Genomic DNA, 21,382 nt, shown 5'->3' on the forward strand with positions numbered 1-21,382 from the left:
CTGTTTTTTATTTAACTGGGCGATTCTCGGGTGGGGGCGCCCGCGGGGGCGCGCCGCCCCGCCCCGCCCGTCCCCCCCCCGCTTCTCCCGCACCACCGTGCACGACCCCCTGGAGCCCTTCATGACCCGGGTACTGCTGACCGGATTCGAACCCTTCGGGGGCGATGCCACCAACCCCGCATGGGAAGCCGTCCGCGCCGTCGCCGACAACCCGCCGGACGGGGTGGAGCTCTCCACCGCCTGTCTGCCCTGCGTCTTCGGCGACGCCGCGGACGCCCTGCGCGCGGCCGTCGAGCAGTACGACCCCGAGCTCGTGATCAGCGTCGGACAGGCGGGCGGCCGCCCCGACATCACCGTGGAGCGCGTCGCCGTCAACATCGACGACGCCCGCATCCCCGACAACGCGGGCGCCCAGCCCGTCGACGAGCCCATCGTCCCCGACGGCCCCGCCGCCTACTTCGCCGCGCTCCCGGTGAAGGCGTGCGTCGCGGCCGTACGGGCGGCCGGGCTGCCCGCCTCCGTGTCGCAGACCGCCGGCACCTTCGTCTGCAACCAGGTCTTCTACGCGCTGATGCACCTCGCCGCGACCGAACGGCCCGGCCTGCGCGGCGGCTTCGTGCACGTCCCGTTCGCCCCCGAGCAGGTCACCGACAAGCTCCAGCCATCGCTCCCGGTGAGCGTCACCGCCGAGGCGCTGCGTGTGATCACCGTCACCGCCGCGACCCGCACCGAGGACATCAAGGCTGTGGGCGGCGCCACACACTGACCCGTTCGCCCGTGCCGTTTCGTCCGTTGTCAGTGCGACCGCCTACTCTGTGCGACGTGACTTCTCAAGCCCCCACGGCCGCTGCGTCCCAGCTCAACGGGGACGCGCGACCAGCACCGGGACCGGCCGCCGACGAGGGCCTGGCCCGGCGGCTGCGCGCGCTGGCCTGCACCGCCCCGCTGCACGACCTCGATGTGCGCAAGGCCAACCTCGCGGGCGAGTACGGGATCTACGCCATGGCCGAGGTCGCCCTCGCCGCCATCGACGCGGTCACGCTCCACATGGACTTCGACACCGGGGCCGACCACGAGCAGATAGTGGCCAAGCTGCTGCCGCGCGTCGCGGCCCAGGCCCCCCGGCGGCCCGCCGCCGAGCACGACCGCGTCGCCCGCTGGGTGCTGGAGAACCTCATCAACGTCGGCAGCGTCGACCGCGGCTTCCGCGCCGTGTACGGCACGTTCGGCGCCGACGGCGCGTACGTACGCCGGGACTACGACTTCAAGCTCGTCGAAGAGGTCCCCGGCCACGGCGGCACGGTGTTCCTGCGCGCCACCGACGAGGCCGTCAACGTCCTGGTCGGCGCCCTCGACACGGACGTCACCAGCGCCCAGATCGCCGCCGAGGTCAAGCTGGAGGTGCTCATCAGCCGGGGCCGGCTCGCCGACGCGCAGCTCGCCGCCGAACAGGCCCGCTACCGCACCGTGCAGTACGCGGAAACGCTCCGCAAGACCCTCGACGCGACCCGCCGCAACGTCCGCGCCGTCGACTGGCTCAGCGCCGTCCCCGACATGATCGCCGAAGCGCTCGACCACGTCGCCGACCGCTACCGCCACGAGAACGCGATCCTCACCAACATCCGCAAGGCGCGCGACGAGGCGGAGGAGCCCGAGCACAAGCGCCGCGCCGCCGAGCTCGTCGACATCGTCAAGGACTGCATCCGCCGCCACACGCAGCTCCAGTCCCGGCTGCTGGAGGCGGGCCCCCTCTTCCGCGCCGAGCAGGACCGCCAGGCGTTCGCCACACCCGCCGCGCACGCCGGACTCGACCTGTACGGGCAGCTCCTCGCGCCCCTCCTGCCGCTCCCCGTCGAACAGGCCGCGCGCGTCACCGACGCCTTCTTCGCCCGCGGCGCCGGACTGCGCACCCCCGCCGCCGTGCGCGTCGGCGACCTCGTCGACATGTTGCTGACGCCGCCCGCCGAGCGCGAGCACCTCGGCGTGGAGATGCCCGAGCCGGACCTCATCGCCACCCCCGACGACAGCCGGTTCAGCGAGGCGCAGCTCGCCGAGGCGATGGAACTGCTCGACCTGCCCGCCGACGCGCCCCGCCGGCTCTCCGGCCTGCTCGCCGACGCCCGCCGCCGCGACCCCGAACTCCCCTACCTCCTGGCCTTGCTGGCCGTGCACGCCGCGAGCCCCGCCGTCGGCACCGCCTACCGCCAGGGCGAGGAGAAGCTCCTCTTCGCCGTCGACGACGGCACGGAGCTGAACGACCCCGAATTCGGCGGCGCCGACCTCGTCGTCGGCACCGCCCTGCTGGACGCGGCAGGCATGGCGGCGGACCGCACGGAGGCGGCGTGAGCGCCCCGTACGGCGGTTCCGCGCCCCGTAAGAGGCGCGGGGAACGCCGCGATCAGCCACCGGCGGCCGGCAGCCGGCCGACGAACCCTCGCGACATTCGACAGGAGCTCCACCCGTGACCGAGTACGACGCCGAGCACGCCGACGGCGCCGCGCAGTGGGAGGAGCCCGCCGCCGAGGCGGGGGCGGCCCACGCGGGCAGCGCGCCGTTCGCCTCCGCGGCAGCCGTGCAGCCCGCGCCTGCCGCGCACGCGTCCGTCACCCCCGCCGACGCCGCCGACGCCGCGCGCCTCGTCGCCTACGGGCTCCAGCCCAAGCTGCTGCCCGCCCGCGACGCGGACTACGCCGAACTGCTGCGCCGCCACCGCGACGAGCCCGCCTTTGCGCGGCTCGCCGACGCCGTCGCCACCGGACTCGGACTGATCGTCCTCGAAGTGTCGCAGCGCGCGGGGATGGCCGTCGCCGCCGCCGAGGACTCCGTCTTCGCAGTCCGCATGGGCGACTACGCCCGCCGCGCCACCGCGGACTCCGCCGACCGCTTCCTGCACGGACTGGCCCACCTGTGCGTCGCGGCCCTGGCGTTCCCGCGCCCCGAGGACCTCGCCGACGACGGCTACATCGGCCGCGTCACGGTCAACGGCGTCGACGCGTTCGTACGGCAGGCCTGCCGCCGCCTGGAGGAGCGGGCCGAGGAGCAGGGCGACAACACCGACCCGGCCACCGACGCGCCCGGACTCGAAGCGGCCTGGCGGGTGTACGCGCGCCGCAGCGCGACCGGCGCCACCAAGGACGCCCGGCGGCTGGCCGGTTCGACCACCGGCATCATCGCCAAGGCCGTCGCCTTCCTCGTCGACTCCGGGTTCCTCCAGCGCACCGGCGACGACTCCGGCGGCGCCTTCCGCACCACCGCCCGCTACCAGCTCCAGGTCCGCGACATGGCGGGCAGCGCCGCCATGGCCGAACTGCTGGAGCTGGGCATCGTGCCCGTCGGCGACGGCGGCGCGACCCTGCTGCCGCCGCAGGACGCCGACGACCTCGACCTGGTCGCCGACGCCGGTCTCCCGTTCCACGCCTGACCCAGCACCCCAGCACCGCCGCTGTCCCCGCAACCCGCCCGCACGCAACGAGAGTCCGCCGCCATGTACGAGCTGTCCCGGGTCCGCCTCTACTCCATCGGGCCCGCCGGCGCGCGCTACGCCGACACCGTGCTGGACCTGCGCGGGGTCGGCGCGCCCGTGCCCGACCCCGCGCCCACGCAGGCGGAGTTCTTCGAGGACGAGCCCGTCGGCCCGCCGCGCCGCCCCGCCCCCGCCGGAGTGCTCTTCCTGGAGAACGGCGGCGGCAAGTCCGTACTCCTCAAGCTGATCTTCTCCGTCATGCTGCCCGGCCACCGCAACACCCTGGGCGGCGCCAGCTCCGGCGTGCTGCGCAAATTCCTCCTTGCCGACGACTGCGGACACGTCGCCCTGGAGTGGCAGCACGTCCTCACCGGAGAGAGCGTCGTCGTCGGCAAGGTCAGCGAATGGCGCGGGCGGCAGGTCTCCGGCGACCCCCGGAAGTTCGCCGAGGCCTGGTACTCCTTCCGCCCCGGCCCCGGCCTGAGCCTCGACTCGCTGCCCGTGGCCGAGTCCACCGCCATGCGCCGCGGCGTCGAGGGCGCCTCCGGGGCCCGCGGCCGCCGCCGCACCATGAAGGGGTTCCGCGACGCCATCACCGAGGCCGACAAGGCGTACCCGCACCTCGACGTGGTGTGGGAGGAGATCCACGAGCGCTGGAACGAACACCTCGGCGAGCTCGGCCTCGACCCCGAACTCTTCCGCTACCAGCGCGAGATGAACGCCGACGAGGGCGAGGCCGCCGGCCTCTTCGCCGTCAAGAACGACTCCGACTTCACCGACCTGCTGCTGCGCGCCGTCACCGACACCCGCGACACCGACGGCCTCGCCGACCTCGTCCACGGCTTCGCCCACAAGCTCGGCCGCCGCGCCGAACTGACCGCCGAGCGGGACTTCACCGCCGGCTCCCTCGACCTCCTCTCCCGCATCGCGGAGCTGGCCCTCAGCCGCGAGCAGGCGCGCGGCGTGCACGCCGGGGCCGAGCGCCGCACCCGCGCCCTCGCCCGCCGGCTCTCCGCCCGCGGCGCGCGGGAGCGCGGCAACGCCGCCGAGCTCGCCGAACAGGTCGCCTCCGCCGCCCACGCCGTCACCGACGCCGAACAAGAACGCGGCCGCAGCTCCCTCGTCGCCGCCGAACTCGCCTACCGGCACGCCTCCCTGGCGCTCGCCGCCGCCGAGAAGGGCGCCGCAGCCCAGCGCCGCGAGCTGACCGAGGCCCGCACCCTGCACATGGCCTGGCAGGCCGCCGAGACCGTGCTGCGCCACCGGGCCGCCGCCGACCGCACCGCCCGCGTCGCCGCCGCCATCCGCGAGGCCGAGCGCGACGCCGCCCCGGCGCTGGCCGCCCGCGCCGACGCCGCCGCCCAGCTCGTACGGGCCCTGCACGCCGCCGCCGAGGACGGCGAGCGCGTCGCCGCCGAGCAGGAGGAGCGCTCGGCCGCCCTCCAGGAGACGGGTGAGGCGGCGCACCGCGACGCCACCGCCGCCGCGACCGCCGCCCAGCGCGCCCGCAGCGAGGCCGAGCACCTGCGCCAGCGGCTCACCGAGGTCGAGCAGGAGACCGCCGAGGCGGTACGGGCCGGCTGGCTCGACGACAGCGCCCCCGACGCCGACCCGGCCCGCGCCGCCCTCGCCGCCAGCGACGCCGAGAAGGCCGCCGCCGAGGCCTGGGAGAGCGCCCGCGACACCGCCCGCCAGGCAGCCGAGCGCGCCAAGGACACCGCTGCCGAGCTGGCCCGCACGGAGCTGGCCGCGGCCCGCGCCGCCGACGCCGCGAACGCCGCCGAAGCCGCCCACGACCTCGAACGGCGCGCCGCCGAGGCCCTCGGCGCCGAACAGCGGCTGACCGACCTGCTCGGCCTGCCCCAGTCGGCCGCCCCCGGCGTACCGGGCCCCCGCCCGGGCGAGGACGGCGCCGAGGGCGGCGCAGCGCCCGCCGTGGCGGGCCCGCGCACCGCCCCGGACGCCGACGGCCCGCCCGGCCGCCTCGCCGGATCGGCCGCCGTGCGCCTGGCCCGGCAGCGCACCGCCGACGGCCCGCTCACCGCCGAGGAGGTGGACCGCAACGCGGACGCCCTGCGCGAACTCCTCGACGAGAGCGTCGCCGCCGCCGAGCGGCAGCTCTTCGATCTGCGCACCGCCGCCGCCGACGACTCCCGCATCCTCGGCGCGCTCGGCGACGGCGGACTGCTGCCGCCCAGCCCCGACGTGCTCACCGCCGTCGAATACCTCGGCGAGCACGGCATCCCCGCCCTGCCCGGCTGGCGCTACCTCGCGCAGGCCGTCGACCCCGCCGACCACGCCTCGGTGCTCGCCGCCCGCCCGGAGCTCGTCGACGGCGTCGTCATCACCGACCCCGACACCCACGCGCGCGCCCGCGAGGTCCTCGGCAAGGCGTCCCTGCTGCCCCGCTCCGCCGTCGCCGTCGGCACCTCCGCCGCGCTGCTCGCCCCCACCCCCGCGCCCGACGCCGAGGACACCGGCGTCTTCCTCGTACCGCCGAACCCGGCGATGCACGACGAGGGCGCCGCCGACGGCGAGCGCCAGGCGCTGCGCGCCCGCGCCGCCGCCCGTGACGAGGAGATCCGCACCCTCGCGACCCGCCTGGCCGGCGACCGCGCCCTCGCCTCCCGGCTCGGCGCCTGGCGCGACGGCTGCCCCGCCGGCGGCCTCGCCGAGCTGCGGACCGCCGCCGAGAGCGCCCGCGCCGCGGCCGACGCCGCCCAGGAAGCGCTGGAGGAGGCCCGTACGGCACGGGCCGAGGCCGACGAGGCGGCGGCCGAGGCGGCCCGCGTCCGCGACGAGCGGCAGGAGGCGGCGCAGCGGGCCCGCCGCGTCGCCGACGCCCTCGCCGGGCTCGCCTTCCGGCTCCGCGAGCGGGCCCGCTGGCAGCCCCGGCTGCGCGAACTCGCCGAGGAGGCCGCCGAGTCCGAGGAGCGCGCCGCCGCCTGCCTCGACCGGGCCCGCGCCGCCGACGAGGACCGCCGCGCCGCCCAGCGCGCCGCCGACGACGCCCACCGCACCGCACGCGCGCTACGGGCCGAGCGCGCCGAGATCGCCGGCGCCCCCGACCACGTGAGCGAGCAGGACGGCGCGCCCACGGCCTCGCTGCCCGCCCTGCGCGAGGCGTACCGCGCGGCCTCCCAGCTGTACGAGAAGGTCGGCGTCGGCGCCGACCTCCGCGCCGAACAGGCCCGCGCCGAGAGCGACGAGAGCGCGGCCCTCGCCGCCCTCGACCGCCTCACCAACAAGGTCCGCACCCGCGCCGCCCAGCTCCTCGAAGGCACCGACGGCGCCGACGGCCCCTCCCGCCAGGCCGCCGTGAGCCGGGCCGAATCCCTGGTGCAGATGCTGGAGACCCGCGCGTCGGCCGCCAGCGAACAGCTCGGCAGGCTCCGCGGCGAGGCCGAGCGGCACGCCCCCGAGCACGGCGACGCGCACACCGAGCTCCCCGAGGAGCTGGTCCCCGCCGACGCCGAGCAGGCCAAGGAGCTGCTGCGCACCGCCACCGGCGAACTCGCGGCCCGCAGCGACGCCCTGGAGGCGGCCCGCGCCGCGCACGGCGAGCTGCTGCGCGCCCACCGCACCGCCGAGGACGCCGCCGGCGGCTTCGACGAGACCGCGGCCATGCTGCGCGACCTGCTCCGCGACAACCAGCGGGCGGCGGACGGCGACGGCGACGCGGAGGGCGAGCAGAGCGAGCCGTACGCCGGGAACCTGGAGGCGGCCCGGCAGTCCGCGGCCGAGGCCCGCCGCTCGCTGCGCGGCTGCGCGAGCGACCTGTCGGCCGCCGAGTCGGCGGTCCGCGAGGCCAGTGACGTGCTGGTGCGGCACGCGAACTCCACCCGGTACGAGCAGGTGCGCACCCCCGCCCGCCAGCAGATCCGGGAACTGCCCGCCGCGGCCCTGCCGGAGCACGCCGCGGCCTGGGCGGACGCCTTCGCGCCCCGGCTGCGCGTGCTCACCGACGAACTGGAGCAGCTGGAGCGCAACCGCGGCAGCATCGTCGACCGGCTGCGCGGCCTGGTCGAGTCCTCGCTCACCACCCTGCGCTCCGCGCAGCGGCTGTCCCGGCTGCCCGAGGGGCTGGGGGAGTGGTCGGGCCAGGAGTTCCTGCGCATCCGCTTCGAGGAGCCGGACCAGGCCACGCTCAGCGAGCGGCTCGGCGAGGTCATCGACGAGGCGACCCGCTCGGCGGTGAAGAAGAACTCCGACCTGCGCCGCGACGGGATGTCGCTGCTGCTGCGCGGCGTGAGCGCGGCCCTCCAGCCGCGCGGCGTGGCCGTGGAGATCCTCAAGCCGGACGCGGTGCTGCGCGCCGAGCGGGTCCCGGTCGGGCAGATGGGCGACGTGTTCTCCGGCGGGCAGCTGCTGACCGCGGCCATCGCGCTGTACTGCACCATGGCGGCGCTGCGCAGCAACGACCGGGGCCGCGACAAGCAGCGGCACGCGGGCACGCTCTTCCTGGACAACCCGATCGGCCGCGCCAACGCCACGTATCTGCTGGAGCTCCAGCGGGCCGTCGCGGACGCGCTCGGCGTCCAGCTCCTCTACACCACGGGCCTGTTCGACACCACGGCGCTGGCCGAGTTCCCGCTGGTCATCCGGCTCCGCAACGACGCGGATCTGCGCGCGGGCCTGAAGTACATCAGCGTGGAGGAGCATCTGCGGCCCGGACTGCCGCAGGAGGACCCGGACTCCGAGCCGGTGCACGGCGAGATCACGGCGACCCGGATGTTCCGCCGCCCGGAGGAGGAGCCGCCGTCGGCGGAGCCCGAGTCCGTCCCCGCGCAGGCCCGGCCCGAGCCCGTACCGACGGAGGAACAGCGGGCAGAGGAGCAGCCGCAGGAGCAGCCGGCAGCGGAATAGCCGGCAGCGGGCTGGTGGCCGGTCAGGAGCCGTCGGCCGGGGGCGCGAGCGGCCGGAGCCGGGCGGCGACGCCCGGCTCGCCCCCGTACCGCTCCCGCAGCAGCGACTCGACGGCCGTGCGCAGCTCGCGCACCCCGTCGAGCTGCCCGCCGGACCGGTGCATGGAGTTGTCGATGGCCAGCAGCTCCTCGTCCGGGATCTGACTGACGTACGTACGGAGCTCGGCGAGGTCGAGCCGCCGGTTGAAGTCGTGCACGGCGTCGCGCCAGCGGTGCAGCAGCGCGATCAACGGGACGTGGCCCGGAGCCGAGAACGCCCCGGACACCAGCGCCGCGTCGGTGGCGGACTGCACCAGCCGCGGGTAGACGCGCGCCTTGGGCGCGTGCGGGTCCAGCCGCGCGAACCCCTCGCCGGTGAGCAGCTCGGTGTTCTTGACGAGCTCGTCGGCGAGCGCGTAGAGCGCCTGGGCGCGCCGCTCGCGAGCCGCCGCCCGCCGCTCCGCGTAGACCCCGGTGATGGCGGCGACGAGCGCGAGCCCCGTGGTGGCCGGCTCGAACGCGCCGCCCGCGCCGCGCGCGGTGACGAGCCACCACACGCTCAGCACGAGGGCGAGCAGCAGGCAGGCGAAGGTGGCGGCGGCGAAGAACGGCCGGCTCAGCCGTCTGAGACGCTCCATCAAACGCGCGGCCCGCTGGACGCGAAGGGGTCGGGCCCGGCCGGGGTGCGGGGCGCCTCGGCGCTCTGGAGCATCAGCAGCGTCATCCCGAACGCGGGCCGGTCGAAGGCCGCGTGCCCGGTGTCATGGGTCTGCCCGGCCTTGACGACCCGCGCCTCCGCCAGCATCTTCTCCACTCCGGGCAGGGTGTACTTGCGGCTGAGGTAGAGGCGGATGGTGTCCCGGTCGGGGAACGGGACCGTGCTGCGGTCCGGCAGCGTCAGCTCCACCTGGGCGCCCGTGCGGTTGTGGTATATGACCTTGATCTTCAGCGCCCGGTCGTCCTCGACCGAGCCCTCGCAGGTGAGGCTGTTCATGTCGATCTGCAGATCCGTGTACTGCATGAGGGCGCTGGTGACGAACTCGCGGAAGCGCGGGCTGTTCTCGTACTCCTGCGCCGCCGCGCGGGCCGCGGCGTCCCCCTGGTCGGCGGTGTTGGCGATCTCCAGCAGGAAGCGGTCCTGCGGGCGCAGCAGCTTGTCGGCGAGGAGCGCCAGCAGCTGGGAGTCGCTGTCGAAGTTGGCGAGGGTGTTGCCGAGCAGCGAGTAGAGGACGGGCTCGTCGCCCACGGTGCGCCGGATCAGCGTGCTGAGGCGGTCGAGGTTGCGGGGGAGCGAGAAGTCGAGCTGTACGGGCAGCACGTCGCCGGCCGGTACGTGCAGGTGCTGGAGCGCCTCCCGCTGCGCGAGCCGCAGCATCTCGGCGCTCACGTCCACCGGGATGTAGCAGGCGGACTGGCCCCGGCTGTCGAGGTACCGCAGCAGCGCCTGGTCCTTCTGGCCGGTGCCCGGCCCCAGGCTGACGTAGTGCAGCGGGCCGTCGGGCAGCGCGGTCCCCATGGCGTGCCAGCGGCGGCTGAAGGAGCCGATGCTCTCGCGCATCACCGGGTAGTACAGGTCGTTGCAGGCGTGCGCCCAGGCGACGGTGGATTCGAGGCCCCAGTACGAGAAGCCGGAGGTGATGAGCTTGCCGCCGCCCGCGGGGTCGGGCCGGTGCCGCAGCCCGGCGGTGACCTGGGCGAGCTTCCCCGACTGCTCCTCGCCGACGAGGCACACCGTCCAGCCGGGGTCCCCGAGGATTCCTTGAATGCGATGGACCGCCTGATCCCGGTCAGCCATGGCTGTCATCCCCCTTAGCCCCGCCGCCGTCTCCGGCGGACACACCGTCAACAGCCGAACTTAGCGGGGAGTTGACGATCAGGGAAAGCGCGGCCGCCGGGCCCTGCGCATCTCCCGAGCCGAGCTGCTGGGGACGGAGATCACGCCGTGCCGCTGGTTCCACACCTGCCGGGTGACCCAGACGTCGACCGCCGCCCAGGTGGCCACCACGGTGCTGGCTATGCTGCACAGCGTGGCGGGGAAGGCGAACCAGGCGCCGGCCAGCGCGCAGAGGACCGCGACCATGGCCTGGGCCAGCGTCAGAGCGATGATGATCACGGCGCGGACCGCCGCGGTACGGACCGGGTCGGGCATCCGCCGTCTGCGGGCGGGCTCCTCGGTCCACAGCGGCGGCCGTCCCCCGCGGGACGGGATGTCGTGATCCTGGTCCATGGAGATTCACCCCCTCAGTGACTGCCCGGTGCGGGCGCTTCCCAAAAGAGGGGCATCGGGCGTATTCCTCCCACCCCTCCGTGAGGAAGAGCGAACAACCATGGTCAAAGGTTCCCATGGGGAGTGGATTTCCGGCCAGAAGGGTCCACTCTCTTACCCCGTCGACGGGGTGTCATGCACCACAAGCGGGAGCGGAAAGTCCGGTTATCGCCTGACAACTCGCCACCAAAGCCGCTGATCACACGGTGTCAAGGACCGTACACGTCTTCGGATTGGTCGCCCGACAGTAGTAGGCTCGCGCCGCTTATTGTCGGAACACGACCCCCGCGCGCCGGGGTTGACGTTGGGGAGGCCATGCGCTTTCGCGGGAAGTCGATCCGCCGGAAGATCGTGGCGCTGCTGCTGGTGCCGCTGGTGTCGCTGACGGCCCTGTGGGCCTTCGCCACCGTGATCACCGGCCAGGAAGCGGCTCAGCTCCTCACCGGGGCCGACGTGATGCGCAGACTCGGCCACCCCGCCGAGGACATGGCCCAGGCCCTCCAGAAGGAACGCCGCCAGACCCTCGTCTACCTGGCCGACCAGCGCCGCTCCGACGCCCTGGAAGCCCTCCGCGCCCAGCGCCGGGCCACCGACAAGACCGCCGCCGACCTGCGTTCGGGCGCCGTCCGCAAGGTGCGCGACGACATGAGCGCCGAATCCGCCGACCAGTTCACCACCATCGAGGACGGCCTCGACGACCTCGCCGGGCTGCGCCGCAAGGTCGAGCACAACACCCTCACCCGCGACGGCGCGCTGCGCGCCTACAACGAACTCGTCGACCCCTACTACGCGTTCCTCGGCACCCTCAACACGCTCCAGGACGCCGGCATGGACAAGCAGGGCCGCGCCCTCGTCGGCCTCACCCGCGCCCGCGAGGCCCTCTCCCGCGAGGACGCGTTGCTCGCCGCCGGGCTCGCCGCGGGCTCCATGAGCCGCCAGGAGATCCGGTCCTTCTCCGACCGGATCGCCGAGCGCAAGGTCCTCTACGCCACCAACCTGCCGGTCCTGCCCGCCTCCGACCAGAACATCTACGGGGACTTCTGGCGCGGCGCCGACGCCCGCGCCCTGGAGAAGACCGAGGAGGCCGTCCTCGCCGCCGGCCCCGCCAAGACATACGGGGCCGTCAACTCGCAGCGCTGGCAGGCCGCCACGGGCCCCGTCCTCGACGACCTCCGCCGGATGGGCGACGACGCGGCCGACCGCTACCAGGACCGCGTCAAGCCCGTCGCCGACGGCGTGCTCCTCAAGGCGGGCGCGGCCGGCGTCCTCGGCTTCATCGCGCTCGCCGTCTCCCTCGTCATCTCCACCCGCATCGGCCGCTCCCTCATCCGCGACCTGCGCCGGGTCCGCAAGGAGGCGCACGAGGTCTCGGGCGTACGGCTGCCCAGCGTGATGCGCAGGCTCGCCGCCGGCGAACAGGTCGACGTCGAGACCGAGGCGCCGCGCCTCGAATACGGCCAGGACGAGCTCGGCCAGGTCGGCCAGGCCCTCAACACCCTCCAGCGCGCCGCCGTCGAGGCCGCCGTCAAACAGGCCGACATGCGTCGCGGCGTCTCCGAGGTGTTCGTCAACCTCGCCCGCCGCAGCCAGGTCCTGCTGCACCGCCAGCTGACCCTGCTCGACACCATGGAGCGGCGCACCGAGGACACCGACGAACTCGCCGACCTCTTCCGCCTCGACCACCTCACCACCCGCATGCGGCGGCACGCCGAGGGCCTGGTCATCCTCTCCGGCGCGGCCCCCTCCCGGCAGTGGCGCAAGCCCATCCAGCTCATGGACGTCGTACGGGCGGCCGTCGCCGAGGTCGAGGACTACGAGCGCATCGAGGTCCGCCGGCTGCCGCGGCTCGCCGTGAGCGGCCCGGCCGTCGCCGACATCACCCACCTCGTCGCCGAACTCCTGGAGAACGCCACCGTCTTCTCCCCGCCGCACACCGCGGTCCAGGTGGTCGGCGAGCGCGTCTCCAACGGCTTCACCCTGGAGATCCACGACCGGGGCCTCGGGATGGCGCCCGACGCCCAGCTGGAGGCGAACCTCCGGCTCGCCGAGACCCCCGAGTTCGAGCTCTCCGACACCGACCGGCTCGGCCTCTTCGTCATCAGCCGCCTCGCCCGCCGCCAGGGCGTCCGCGTCTCCCTCCAGCCCTCCCCGTACGGCGGCACCACCGCGGTCGTGCTCATCCCCGAGGCGCTGCTGGTCGACGCGGGCAGGGGCACGGGGTACGAGCGCGACGCGGACACCGGCGGGAACGACACCGGGGGCGCCGGGAGCATCGGGGGCAGCCGGCTGGCCGCGCTCGCCCAGGTGCCCGTACCGCTGCCCGAACGGCCCGACGCGGACCGGCCGACGCGCGCCGGGCCGGCCGGGGACGGGCCCGTGTACGGCGCGTTCGACGAGGAGGAGAGCGCGCTGTTCCGCCGCCGCGGCGCCGCGCCCGCGCCCGCCCCGGAACAGCACCAGCAGGCGGCCGAGGCGCCCGCGCCCACCCGGCCCGACGGCCCCGTGCCGCTGCCGCGCCGCCGGTCGGCCGCACACGCCGCCCGCGCCGCCGACCACCGCGGTCCGGCCGCCGAGGACGGCGGCACGGGCGCGGGGCAGGACGAGAAGACCGTCGCGCTGCCCCGGCGGGTGCGGCAGGCCAGCCTCGCCCCCCAGCTCAAGAACGACCCCGCGGGGCAGGCCGCCGCCGCGGGCCCTGCCGATCCGGAGCCCGAGCGCGACGCCGACGAGGTGCGGGCCAGGATGGCCTCGCTCCAGCGCGGCTGGCAGCGCGGGCGGGAGCACAACGCACGCGAACCCGACGGCACGGCATCCACCGCACAAGGAACGACATCTGAAGGGGACGGTCGATGACCGCACCGAAGGCCGCAGCACGCAGCGCCTCCACGAGCACCGGCGAGCTGAACTGGCTGCTCGACGAGCTCGTCGAGCGCGTCGGCAGCATCCGCAAGGCGCTCGTACTCTCCGGAGACGGCCTGCCGACCGGCACATCCAAGGAGCTGACCCGTGAGGACGGCGAACATCTGGCAGCCGTCGCCTCCGGCTTCCACAGCCTCGCCAAAGGCGTAGGCCGGCACTTCGAGGCCGGCAAGGTCAGGCAGACCGTCGTCGAGCTCGACGAGGCATTCCTCTTCGTCACCGCGGCGGGCGACGGCAGCTGTCTGGCCGTGCTCGCCGACGCCGACTCGGACGTCGGGCTCGTCGCCTATGAGATGACGCTCCTCGTCAAGCGCGTGGGGGCGCACCTGGCCGCCGCTCCGCGGACCGGCGTGGCCGCCGACGGGTGACGGCAGGCATGACCGAAGACGGCGGCGGCCCGGCCCGCTGGTTCGACGACGCGGCGGGTCCAGTGGTACGGCCGTACGCCATGACGCGCGGCCGTACCCGCAGCGCGGCCGAGGCGAAGCTCGATCTGATCGCGGTCGTCATCGCCGACGAGTCCCTGGACGCGCACGCCGGCGACGTGTACGCCGTGGTGGACCAGACGCTGTCCCCGGAACACCTCGACATCGTCGAACTCAGCGTCGACGCCCCGCAGTCCATCGCGGAGCTCGCCTCCGGGCTCGACCTGCCCGTCGGGGTGGTCCGGGTCCTGGTCGGCGACCTGATCGACGCGGAGCTCGTCCGCGTCTCCAGACCGGTGCCCCCGGCGGAGCTCCCGGACGAGACCCTGCTCCGCGAGGTGATCGACGGCCTGCGGGCGCTGTAGCCGGGCCCCGCGCCCGTACGGCCTCCGGGCCGCCGCGCACCGCGATCGGCCCTCGGCGGACCGCAGTTGACGTGCGCGGGACGTGCGAGCGCGGTGAGCACGTTGTACTGTTCCTTTGCCCAAGCCGACCACTTGCTGATCGCTTGGTTACCAACCCTGTCCACGCCATCCAGGAGAAGAGACTCATGGTCTTCGGGCGCTCCGACCGAAGCCGCAAGCGGTCCAAGGCCGACCCGGTGACGCTCAAGATCCTGGTCGCGGGCGGCTTCGGGGTCGGCAAGACGACGCTGGTCGGCGCGGTCAGCGAGATCCGGCCGCTGCGCACCGAGGAGCTGCTCAGCGAGGCGGGACGGCCGGTCGACTCCACCGACGGCGTGGAGGCCAAGTCCACCACCACCGTCGCCATGGACTTCGGCCGCATCACGCTCCGCGAGGACTTAGTCCTCTACCTCTTCGGCACCCCCGGCCAGGACCGCTTCTGGTTCCTCTGGGACGAACTGGCGCAGGGCGCCCTCGGCGCGGTCGTCCTCGCCGACACCCGCCGGCTCCAGGACTGCTTCGCCGCCATCGACTACTTCGAACGGCGCTCCATCGCCTTCACCGTCGCCGTCAACTGCTTCGACGGCGCGGACCGCTACCCCGAGGACACCGTCCGCGACGCCCTCGACCTCGACCCCGAGGTCCCCGTCCTGCTGTGCGACGCGCGCGAGCGGGAATCCGCCAAGCGGGTCCTGATCTCGGTCGTCGAGCACGCCATGGAGGCGTCCGCGAACCACCGCGAGCACGCTCGCACGTGAGGCGCGCGCCCCGGCCCGTACGCCCTCGCAGCCGGCGAAGGGCGTACGGGCCGGGGCGCGGCAGCGGTCAGCCGCCGCCCGCCTCGTCCTCGCCCTCCTCCTCGTGCCAGCCGAAGCTGCGCTCGACGGCCTTGCGCCAGTTGCCGTACTCCCGCTCCCGCTCCCCGGCCTCCATCCGCGGCGTCCACTCCGTGTCGCGCTTCCAGTGCGCCCGCAGCTCGTCGAGGTCCTGCCACACGCCCGTGGCCAGCCCCGCCGCGTAGGCCGCGCCCAGACACGTCGTCTCGGCCACGACCGGACGGATCACCGGCACGCCCAGCACATCCGCCTGATGCTGCATCAGCAGATTGTTCACGGTCATCCCGCCGTCCACCTTCAGCGAGGTGAGCCGCACCCCGGAGTCCTGGTACATCGCGTCCACCACCTCATGCGTCTGCCAGCTCGTCGCCTCCAGCACGGCGCGCGCCAGATGCGCCTTGGTGACGTACCGGGTGAGCCCGGTGACCACGCCCCGCGCGTCCGAGCGCCAGTACGGCGCGTACAGCCCGGAGAACGCCGGCACGATGTACGCCCCGCCGTTGTCCGCCACGCTCGCGGCCAGCGGCTCGATCTCGTCGGCGGAGCGGATGATCCCCAGCTGGTCGCGGAACCACTGCACCAGCGCGCCCGTGATCGCGATCGAGCCCTCCAGGCAGTAGACGGCCGCGTCACCGCCCAGCCGGTAGCCCACCGTCGTCAGCAGCCCGTTCTTGGACGCCACCGGCCGCTCGCCCGTGTTCAACAGCAGGAACGAGCCCGTCCCATAGGTGTTCTTGGCCTCGCCCACCCCGAAGCAGGTCTGCCCGAAGACGGCGGCCTGCTGATCGCCCAGCGCCGAGGCGACCGGCACCCCGGCCAGCTGGCCGACCGCCGTCCCGTACACCTCGGCCGAGGAGCGGATCTCGGGCAGCATCACCTCGGGCAGATTCATCGCGGCGAGCACCGAGGAGTCCCACTGGAGGGTCTCCAGGTTCATCAGCATCGTGCGCGAGGCGTTGGTGACGTCCGTGACGTGCGCCCCGCCGTCCGTGCCGCCGGTCAGATTCCAGATCAGCCAGGAGTCCAGGGTGCCGAAGGCCACCTCGCCCAGCTCGGCCCGGCGGCGCAGCCCCGGCACGTTGTCCAGCAGCCAGGCCGCCTTGGGCCCGGAGAAGTAGCTCGCCAGCGGCAGCCCGGTCGCGGCCCGGAACCGGTCCTGGCCGTCCGCGCCGCCCAGCTCCCGGCAGAGCGCGGACGTCCGCGTGTCCTGCCACACGACCGCGTTGTGCACCGGCTTGCCCGTCGTGCGGTCCCACAGGACCGTCGTCTCCCGCTGGTTGGTGATGCCCACCGCGCTCAGCTCGTCGGCCCGCAGCCCCGCCTTGGCGAGCGCACCCGCCACCACGGCCTGCACCTTGGACCAGATCTCGGCCGCGTCGTGCTCCACCCAGCCCGGCTTGGGGAAGATCTGCCGGTGCTCGCGCTGGTCGGCGGCGACGATCGCGCCGTCGTGATTGAAGATGATGCAGCGACTGGAGGTGGTGCCCTGGTCGATCGCGGCGACGTACCGGTCGGCCCCGCCGGTCTTGTCGATCATGACGTCTCCCGAGTCAGTAGGCTGCGTTGAAGATGAGACCGGACAGCGCCGCCCCGATCAACGGACCCGCCACCGGGATCCAGGAGTACCCCCAGTCGGAGGTGCCCTTGCCGGGGATGGGCAGCAGGGCGTGCGCGATGCGCGGACCGAGGTCGCGCGCCGGATTGATGGCATAGCCGGTCGGCCCGCCCAGCGAGAGGCCGATGCCGACCACGACGAACGCGACCATCAGTGTCTGGGTGCCGGACTGCCCGAGCCCCTTCGTGAGCCCGAAGGCCAGCACGGGCAGCACCAGCCCCATCGTCGCGATGATCTCGGTGAGCAGGTTGGCCACCGGATTGCGGACCTCCGGAACGGTCGAGAAGATCCCCAGCGTCGGCTGCGAGCCGTCCTTGTCGGCGTTGGCGGCGAACTGCGCGTAGTAGGCGAGCCAGCACAGCACCGCGCCGAGCACCGCGCCCACCATCTGCCCCGCGACATAGACCGGCACCTTGTCCCAGTGCCCGGTGTCGATGGCGATGCCCAGCGTCACCGCCGGATTGAGGTGCCCGCCGGAGAGCGGTCCCGCGGTGTACGCCCCGGCCAGCACGCCGAAGCCCCAGCCGAACGCGATCACGACCCAGCCGGCGGCCCTGGCCTTCGAGTGTTTGAGCGTGACGGCGGCGCACACTCCGGCGCCGAAGAGAATCAGCACCGCGGTGCCGATGATCTCGCCTATGAAGATGTCGCCATTGGAGAACTGATCCACTGCGGCTCCCGGTCCCTCGCCCGGGACACCGTCCCGGTCCTCCGTGCAGGGGGGCTCCCCGATGAGGCGGCGGCCGGCGGCCGAGGGTTCCCGTGCCCCCTGCCCGGCGTCGGCGATCAGCGCGACAGGGCATTCGCCAGGGGAGCGGTGGCACCACCGGGGACGCCCTGCTGCGGCGGTGCCGACTGATACCCGGCAGTGTTCACCGCTGCTGACGGAGCGTCAAGGTCGTCCGCAGCGGCGGCGGAGCGGCGTCAGCCGCCGCCCGCTCGGCGCCCGTGGACGGACCGGTAGGAGACCGGGAAGTCGAAGTAGCTGCCGGGGAACGGCTCCGGCTGGTACGTGTAGTGCCACCACTCCTGCGGCAGATTGACGAAACCGGCGCCCGCCATCGCGGACTTGAGCAGCATCCGGTTGGCCTTCTGCTTCCCCCGCACCCGCGGATCGAGGGTGTGCGAGAGGGTGTCCATGCAGTCGAACCCGGTCCCCATGTCGAGCGAGTTGTCCGGGAACCGCTGCCCCTTGGGCGCGTGACAGGGCACGAGCCGCTCCCCGGGGACGTACGGCCGGGTCGGCACGGGCGGCAGCCGGACCACCGTCAGATCCATGGTGCTGCCCCGGCTGTGCCCCGACTTCTCGGCGATATAGCCGTCGTCGAACAGCCGCGACTTGTCCACCCGGGGATAGAACTCGCGCTTCATCCGCTGATCGGCGAGGTCCGCGCCCCATTCCATGAAGGCCGCCACCGCCCGCTTCGGCCGGTAGCAGTCGTAGACCTTCAGCGTGTACCCCCGGCGCAGCAGCCCGCGCTGCACCCGGTGCAGGGCCAGCGCGGCGGGCCGGGTCAGCAGGCACACCGGCTGCCGGTAGCCGTCGACCCGGCGGCCGGTGAAGTTGTGCGGGGTGATGTAGCGGATCTCCTGGAGGATCGTCGGATCGACGTCGCGGAGGGCCACGAACTCCCTCGGGGCCTTCGGCTCCCGCTGCGGGCGCGCCGGCCGCTCCCGCGCCGCGGCGGCAGGGGCATGCGAATCGGCTGAGGCGGCCGGGGCCAGCGCGAGGAGAGCGGCGGCGGAGAGAGCCAGCGCGCGGGAGGGGACAGCGGACCGGGCGCGTTCTCGGGCGGTGGAAGCGGGCCGGGCGCGTCCGGGCGCGGTGGAAGCGGACCGGGCGCGTCGGGGCGTCGTGGAAGCGGACCGGGTACGTCCGCGGGCCCCGGCGGTGGACCGGTTGCGTCCGGGCGTCCCGGCGGTGGACCGGGCCCCTCCGCGCGAGAAGGCTGCGGACAGGGCGCGTACGCGCGCGACGACGGCGAATCCTGGCATGGGCCCTCCAGACAGTCGGTGATCCCTCCACTTAGCAGCTCCGAAGGCCGCCGCGGAAGAGGGCGCGACGCCGCCCCGCTACCCCGCGGCCACCGGACGCACCCGTACCGGATACGCCACCTCGTCCGCGCCCTCCTGCTCCACCCGCAGCCGCCCGTCCCGCCACCGCGTCGTGAACCGCACCGCCGCCGGCCGCTCCCAGCCGTCCCCCGCGTCCGGAATCAGCACGCCCGCGCCCGTACGCCCCGGCGCCGGCTCCCACACCTCCAGCTCCACCCCGCCCCCGGCGCCCGCCACCGGCACCACCGACCCCGCCCGCGCCAGCACCGGAATCCGCTCCAGCGGCGCGGGCAGCAGCACCTGCCCCGGCCCCTCGTACGCCCGGCCCGACGCCGTGTCATACCAGCGCCCCCGCGGCAGCCGCACCGCCCGCCACTCCGCTCCCGCCTCCAGCACCGGCGCCACCAGCAGCGAATCGCCCAGCAGATAGGCGTCCTCGCAGTCGCGCAGCGCCCGGTCCTGCGGCGAACGCCACCACACCGGCCGCACATACGGCGCCCCCGTCCGGTGCGCGAGCTGCGCCAGCGTCACGAAGTACGGCAGGAGCCGCTCCCGCTCCCGCAGCGCCGCCCCCGCGTGCTCCAGCACCCGCGGACCGAACTCCCACGGCTCCCGCCGCCCCGCGTCGATCGCCGCGTGCGTACGGAAGAACGGCAGCAGCGAACCCAGCTGGAACCAGCGCAGGAACAGCTCCGGCGACGGCGAACCCGTGAACCCCCCGACATCCGGCCCCGAATACGGCACCCCGCACAGCCCCAGCCCCAGCACCAGCGCGAGCGACGCCCGCAGCCCCGGCCAGCCCGTGGCCACATCCCCCGACCAACTGCCCCCGTACCGCTGCACACCCGCCCACCCCGACCGCGAGAACAGGAACGGCCGCTCCGCCGGCCGCAGCTCGCACAGCCCCTCGTAACCGGCCCGCGCCATCGCCAGCCCGTACACGTTGTGCGCCTCCCGATGATCACCGCCCCGGCCCTCCAGAGCATGCCGCGCCGAACGCGGCAGCGTCGGATCGCCGAAGGCCGCGAACGACACCGGCTCATTCATGTCGTGCCACACCCCCGAGAACCCCTGCGCCAGCCGCTCCCCGTACAGCCCGCCCCACCACTTGCGCACCCCCGGCTCCGTGAAGTCCGGGAAGACCGACTCGCCCGCCCACACCTCGCCCCGCACCCGCCGCCCCCGCGCGTCCCGTACGAACGCGTCCGCCGCCGCCCCGCTGTCGTACACCGCGTTCCCCGGCTCCGCCTTCACCGCCGGATCCACGATCGACACCAGCCGCACCCCCTGCCCGCGCAGCTCCGCCGCCAGCCCCGGCAGATCCGGGAACCGCTCGCCGTCCACCGTGAACACCCGGTGCCCCCGGTAGTGGTCGATGTCCAGATGGAGCGCCGACAGCGGCAGCCCCCGCTCCCGGTAACCGGCCGCCACCCGCCGCACCTCGGCCGCGTCCCCGAACCCCCAGCGCGCGTGGTGGTACCCCAGCGCCCACGCCGGCGGCAGCGCGGGCGCACCCGTCAGCGCCGTCCACGCGTGCAGCACCCGCGCCGGCGTCCCCGCCATCACCCAGTAGCGCAGCGGCCCCCCGTCCATCCGCACCTCGCACCCGCCCCGCCGGTCGTGCCCCGAACCCTCGCCCTCCACGCCCTCCCGCAGCGCCACCCGCCCGTCCCACGAGTTGTCGTGGAAGATCAGATGCGACCCCGCGTCCGCCACCACCAACTGCACCGGCATCGTCAGATACAGCGGATCGTCCCCCGGCTCGAAGGACCCGCCCGGATCGGTGTTCCACAGCCGGTACGAACCGTCCCGCAGCCGGGGCCCCGCCGCCCGGCCGCCCAGCCCGAAGAACCGCGCGTCCGCCGCCACCTCGGACCGCTGCACCCAGCGCGCCCCGCCCCCCGCGTCGCCCGCCCCCGCCGCCCGCGGCCCGGCACCCCACCCGTCCACCGGCTCCCACCAGCGCGGCGGCAGATCCCGCCGCAGCACCGCGCCCCCGGGCGTACGCACCTCCACCGCGCCGTGCCGGGAGACCACCACCAGCACCCGCTCCGACATCACCCGCCAGCCGCCGTCCGTATCCGGCTCCAGCACCGCCCGCTCGTCCACCGCCGGACACGGCCCCGCCAGCGCGTACGACGGCTCCGGCCCCGCGCCGTCCCAGCCGCAGAACACCGCGCCGCCCGCCGCGACCCGCACCCGCAGCGACGACCGCGCGAACCGCACCACCCCGCCGCCCGGCAGCGGCTCCGCCCCCTGCGCCGCACCCGGCACCCGCGCCCGCTCCGCGCCGCGCCGCGGCAGCCCGGCCGCGTCCAGGCGCCGCCGCCGCACCGCCGACCGCAGCGACCGCAGCCTCCGCCCCGCACCGACTGATTTCACCGACCGCACCAGGTCACGCGCATCCATGCTGCTCACCCTGCCACCGACGCCGCCGGGCGCGCGCTCCGTTCAACTCCCGTTCACCCAGGGGTATCCCGCCATATCGTCCCGGC

The 21,382-nt window shown here is 74.6% G+C and carries 15 protein-coding genes; 8 read left to right on the plus strand and 7 right to left on the minus strand.

Annotated features, from left to right (window positions below):
- Window positions 1-121 precede the first annotated feature (121 nt).
- The 4 genes from pcp (at window position 122) to AB0I49_RS37455 (ending at window position 8,329) form a co-directional block, all read left to right on the plus strand.
- The gene (gene pcp, locus AB0I49_RS37440) at window positions 122-766 is read left to right on the plus strand and encodes a pyroglutamyl-peptidase I (protein WP_363231699.1); all 645 of its coding nucleotides are present in this window, start codon (window positions 122-124) and stop codon (window positions 764-766) included.
- Between the two features lie 56 nt (window positions 767-822).
- Window positions 823-2,346, plus strand: a complete 1,524-nt coding sequence (locus AB0I49_RS37445; protein ID WP_363231700.1) for a hypothetical protein — start codon at window positions 823-825, stop codon at window positions 2,344-2,346.
- Between the two features lie 115 nt (window positions 2,347-2,461).
- Window positions 2,462-3,421: a hypothetical protein gene (locus AB0I49_RS37450; RefSeq protein WP_363231701.1), complete on the plus strand. Its 960-nt coding sequence runs from the start codon at window positions 2,462-2,464 to the stop codon at window positions 3,419-3,421.
- A 63-nt stretch (window positions 3,422-3,484) separates the two neighbouring features.
- Complete coding sequence (locus AB0I49_RS37455; protein ID WP_363231702.1) at window positions 3,485-8,329, plus strand: hypothetical protein; 4,845 nt, start codon at window positions 3,485-3,487, stop codon at window positions 8,327-8,329.
- A gap of 22 nt (window positions 8,330-8,351) precedes the next feature.
- Here the strand turns inward: AB0I49_RS37455 and AB0I49_RS37460 are convergent, their stop codons facing one another.
- From AB0I49_RS37460 to AB0I49_RS37470, 3 genes are all read right to left on the minus strand, one after another.
- Window positions 8,352-9,005, minus strand: coding sequence for a hypothetical protein (locus AB0I49_RS37460; RefSeq protein WP_363231703.1), 654 nt, complete (start codon window positions 9,003-9,005; stop codon window positions 8,352-8,354).
- Complete coding sequence (locus AB0I49_RS37465; RefSeq protein ID WP_363231704.1) at window positions 9,005-10,162, minus strand: L-histidine N(alpha)-methyltransferase; 1,158 nt, start codon at window positions 10,160-10,162, stop codon at window positions 9,005-9,007. Before AB0I49_RS37465 ends, AB0I49_RS37460 begins: the two co-directional genes overlap by 1 nt.
- A gap of 78 nt (window positions 10,163-10,240) precedes the next feature.
- Entirely contained in the window at window positions 10,241-10,594 is a 354-nt protein-coding gene (locus AB0I49_RS37470; RefSeq protein WP_363231705.1) for a hypothetical protein, read from the minus strand.
- 354 nt (window positions 10,595-10,948) lie between these two features.
- On the opposite strand from AB0I49_RS37470, the gene AB0I49_RS37475 reads away from it, so the two are divergent.
- From AB0I49_RS37475 to AB0I49_RS37490, 4 genes are all read left to right on the plus strand, one after another.
- Window positions 10,949-13,486 carry a nitrate- and nitrite sensing domain-containing protein gene (locus AB0I49_RS37475; RefSeq protein WP_363231706.1) on the plus strand — a complete coding sequence of 846 codons (2,538 nt, stop codon included), beginning with the start codon at window positions 10,949-10,951 and terminating at the stop codon, window positions 13,484-13,486.
- A complete protein-coding gene (locus tag AB0I49_RS37480) occupies window positions 13,483-13,920 on the plus strand; it encodes a roadblock/LC7 domain-containing protein (protein WP_363231707.1) in 438 nt (145 codons plus the stop codon). Before AB0I49_RS37475 ends, AB0I49_RS37480 begins: the two co-directional genes overlap by 4 nt.
- A gap of 8 nt (window positions 13,921-13,928) precedes the next feature.
- Window positions 13,929-14,342 carry a DUF742 domain-containing protein gene (locus AB0I49_RS37485; protein ID WP_363231708.1) on the plus strand — a complete coding sequence of 138 codons (414 nt, stop codon included), beginning with the start codon at window positions 13,929-13,931 and terminating at the stop codon, window positions 14,340-14,342.
- Window positions 14,343-14,527: 185 nt separating this feature from the next.
- Window positions 14,528-15,139: an ATP/GTP-binding protein gene (locus tag AB0I49_RS37490; protein WP_363231716.1), complete on the plus strand. Its 612-nt coding sequence runs from the start codon at window positions 14,528-14,530 to the stop codon at window positions 15,137-15,139.
- 67 nt (window positions 15,140-15,206) lie between these two features.
- On the opposite strand, the gene glpK is transcribed toward AB0I49_RS37490, so the two are convergent.
- The 4 genes from glpK to AB0I49_RS37510 all read right to left on the minus strand — a co-directional run bounded on the left by glpK (window position 15,207) and on the right by AB0I49_RS37510 (window position 21,296).
- Window positions 15,207-16,754 carry a glycerol kinase GlpK gene (glpK, locus tag AB0I49_RS37495; protein ID WP_363231709.1) on the minus strand — a complete coding sequence of 516 codons (1,548 nt, stop codon included), beginning with the start codon at window positions 16,752-16,754 and terminating at the stop codon, window positions 15,207-15,209.
- A gap of 13 nt (window positions 16,755-16,767) precedes the next feature.
- Window positions 16,768-17,502, minus strand: a complete 735-nt coding sequence (locus tag AB0I49_RS37500) for an MIP/aquaporin family protein (RefSeq protein ID WP_363231710.1) — start codon at window positions 17,500-17,502, stop codon at window positions 16,768-16,770.
- A 254-nt stretch (window positions 17,503-17,756) separates the two neighbouring features.
- Window positions 17,757-18,587: a M15 family metallopeptidase gene (locus AB0I49_RS37505; RefSeq protein ID WP_363231717.1), complete on the minus strand. Its 831-nt coding sequence runs from the start codon at window positions 18,585-18,587 to the stop codon at window positions 17,757-17,759.
- A gap of 318 nt (window positions 18,588-18,905) precedes the next feature.
- A complete protein-coding gene (locus AB0I49_RS37510; protein WP_363231711.1) occupies window positions 18,906-21,296 on the minus strand; it encodes a glycoside hydrolase family 31 protein in 2,391 nt (796 codons plus the stop codon).
- Window positions 21,297-21,382: the final 86 nt, after the last annotated feature.

Source organism: Streptomyces sp. NPDC050617, from assembly GCF_040654795.1.
Classification (GTDB): Bacteria; Actinomycetota; Actinomycetes; order Streptomycetales; family Streptomycetaceae; genus Streptomyces.

Coding starts and splice junctions, on each gene's coding strand:
- pcp (WP_363231699.1), top strand. CDS start 122: ATGACCCGGGTACTGCTGACCGGATTCGAACCCTTCGGGGGCGATGCC.
- AB0I49_RS37455 (WP_363231702.1), top strand. CDS start 3,485: ATGTACGAGCTGTCCCGGGTCCGCCTCTACTCCATCGGGCCCGCCGGC.
- AB0I49_RS37460 (WP_363231703.1), bottom strand. CDS start 9,005: ATGGAGCGTCTCAGACGGCTGAGCCGGCCGTTCTTCGCCGCCGCCACC.
- AB0I49_RS37465 (WP_363231704.1), bottom strand. CDS start 10,162: ATGGCTGACCGGGATCAGGCGGTCCATCGCATTCAAGGAATCCTCGGG.
- AB0I49_RS37470 (WP_363231705.1), bottom strand. CDS start 10,594: ATGGACCAGGATCACGACATCCCGTCCCGCGGGGGACGGCCGCCGCTG.
- AB0I49_RS37475 (WP_363231706.1), top strand. CDS start 10,949: ATGCGCTTTCGCGGGAAGTCGATCCGCCGGAAGATCGTGGCGCTGCTG.
- AB0I49_RS37480 (WP_363231707.1), top strand. CDS start 13,483: ATGACCGCACCGAAGGCCGCAGCACGCAGCGCCTCCACGAGCACCGGC.
- AB0I49_RS37485 (WP_363231708.1), top strand. CDS start 13,929: ATGACCGAAGACGGCGGCGGCCCGGCCCGCTGGTTCGACGACGCGGCG.
- AB0I49_RS37490 (WP_363231716.1), top strand. CDS start 14,528: ATGGTCTTCGGGCGCTCCGACCGAAGCCGCAAGCGGTCCAAGGCCGAC.
- glpK (WP_363231709.1), bottom strand. CDS start 16,754: ATGATCGACAAGACCGGCGGGGCCGACCGGTACGTCGCCGCGATCGAC.
- AB0I49_RS37510 (WP_363231711.1), bottom strand. CDS start 21,296: ATGGATGCGCGTGACCTGGTGCGGTCGGTGAAATCAGTCGGTGCGGGG.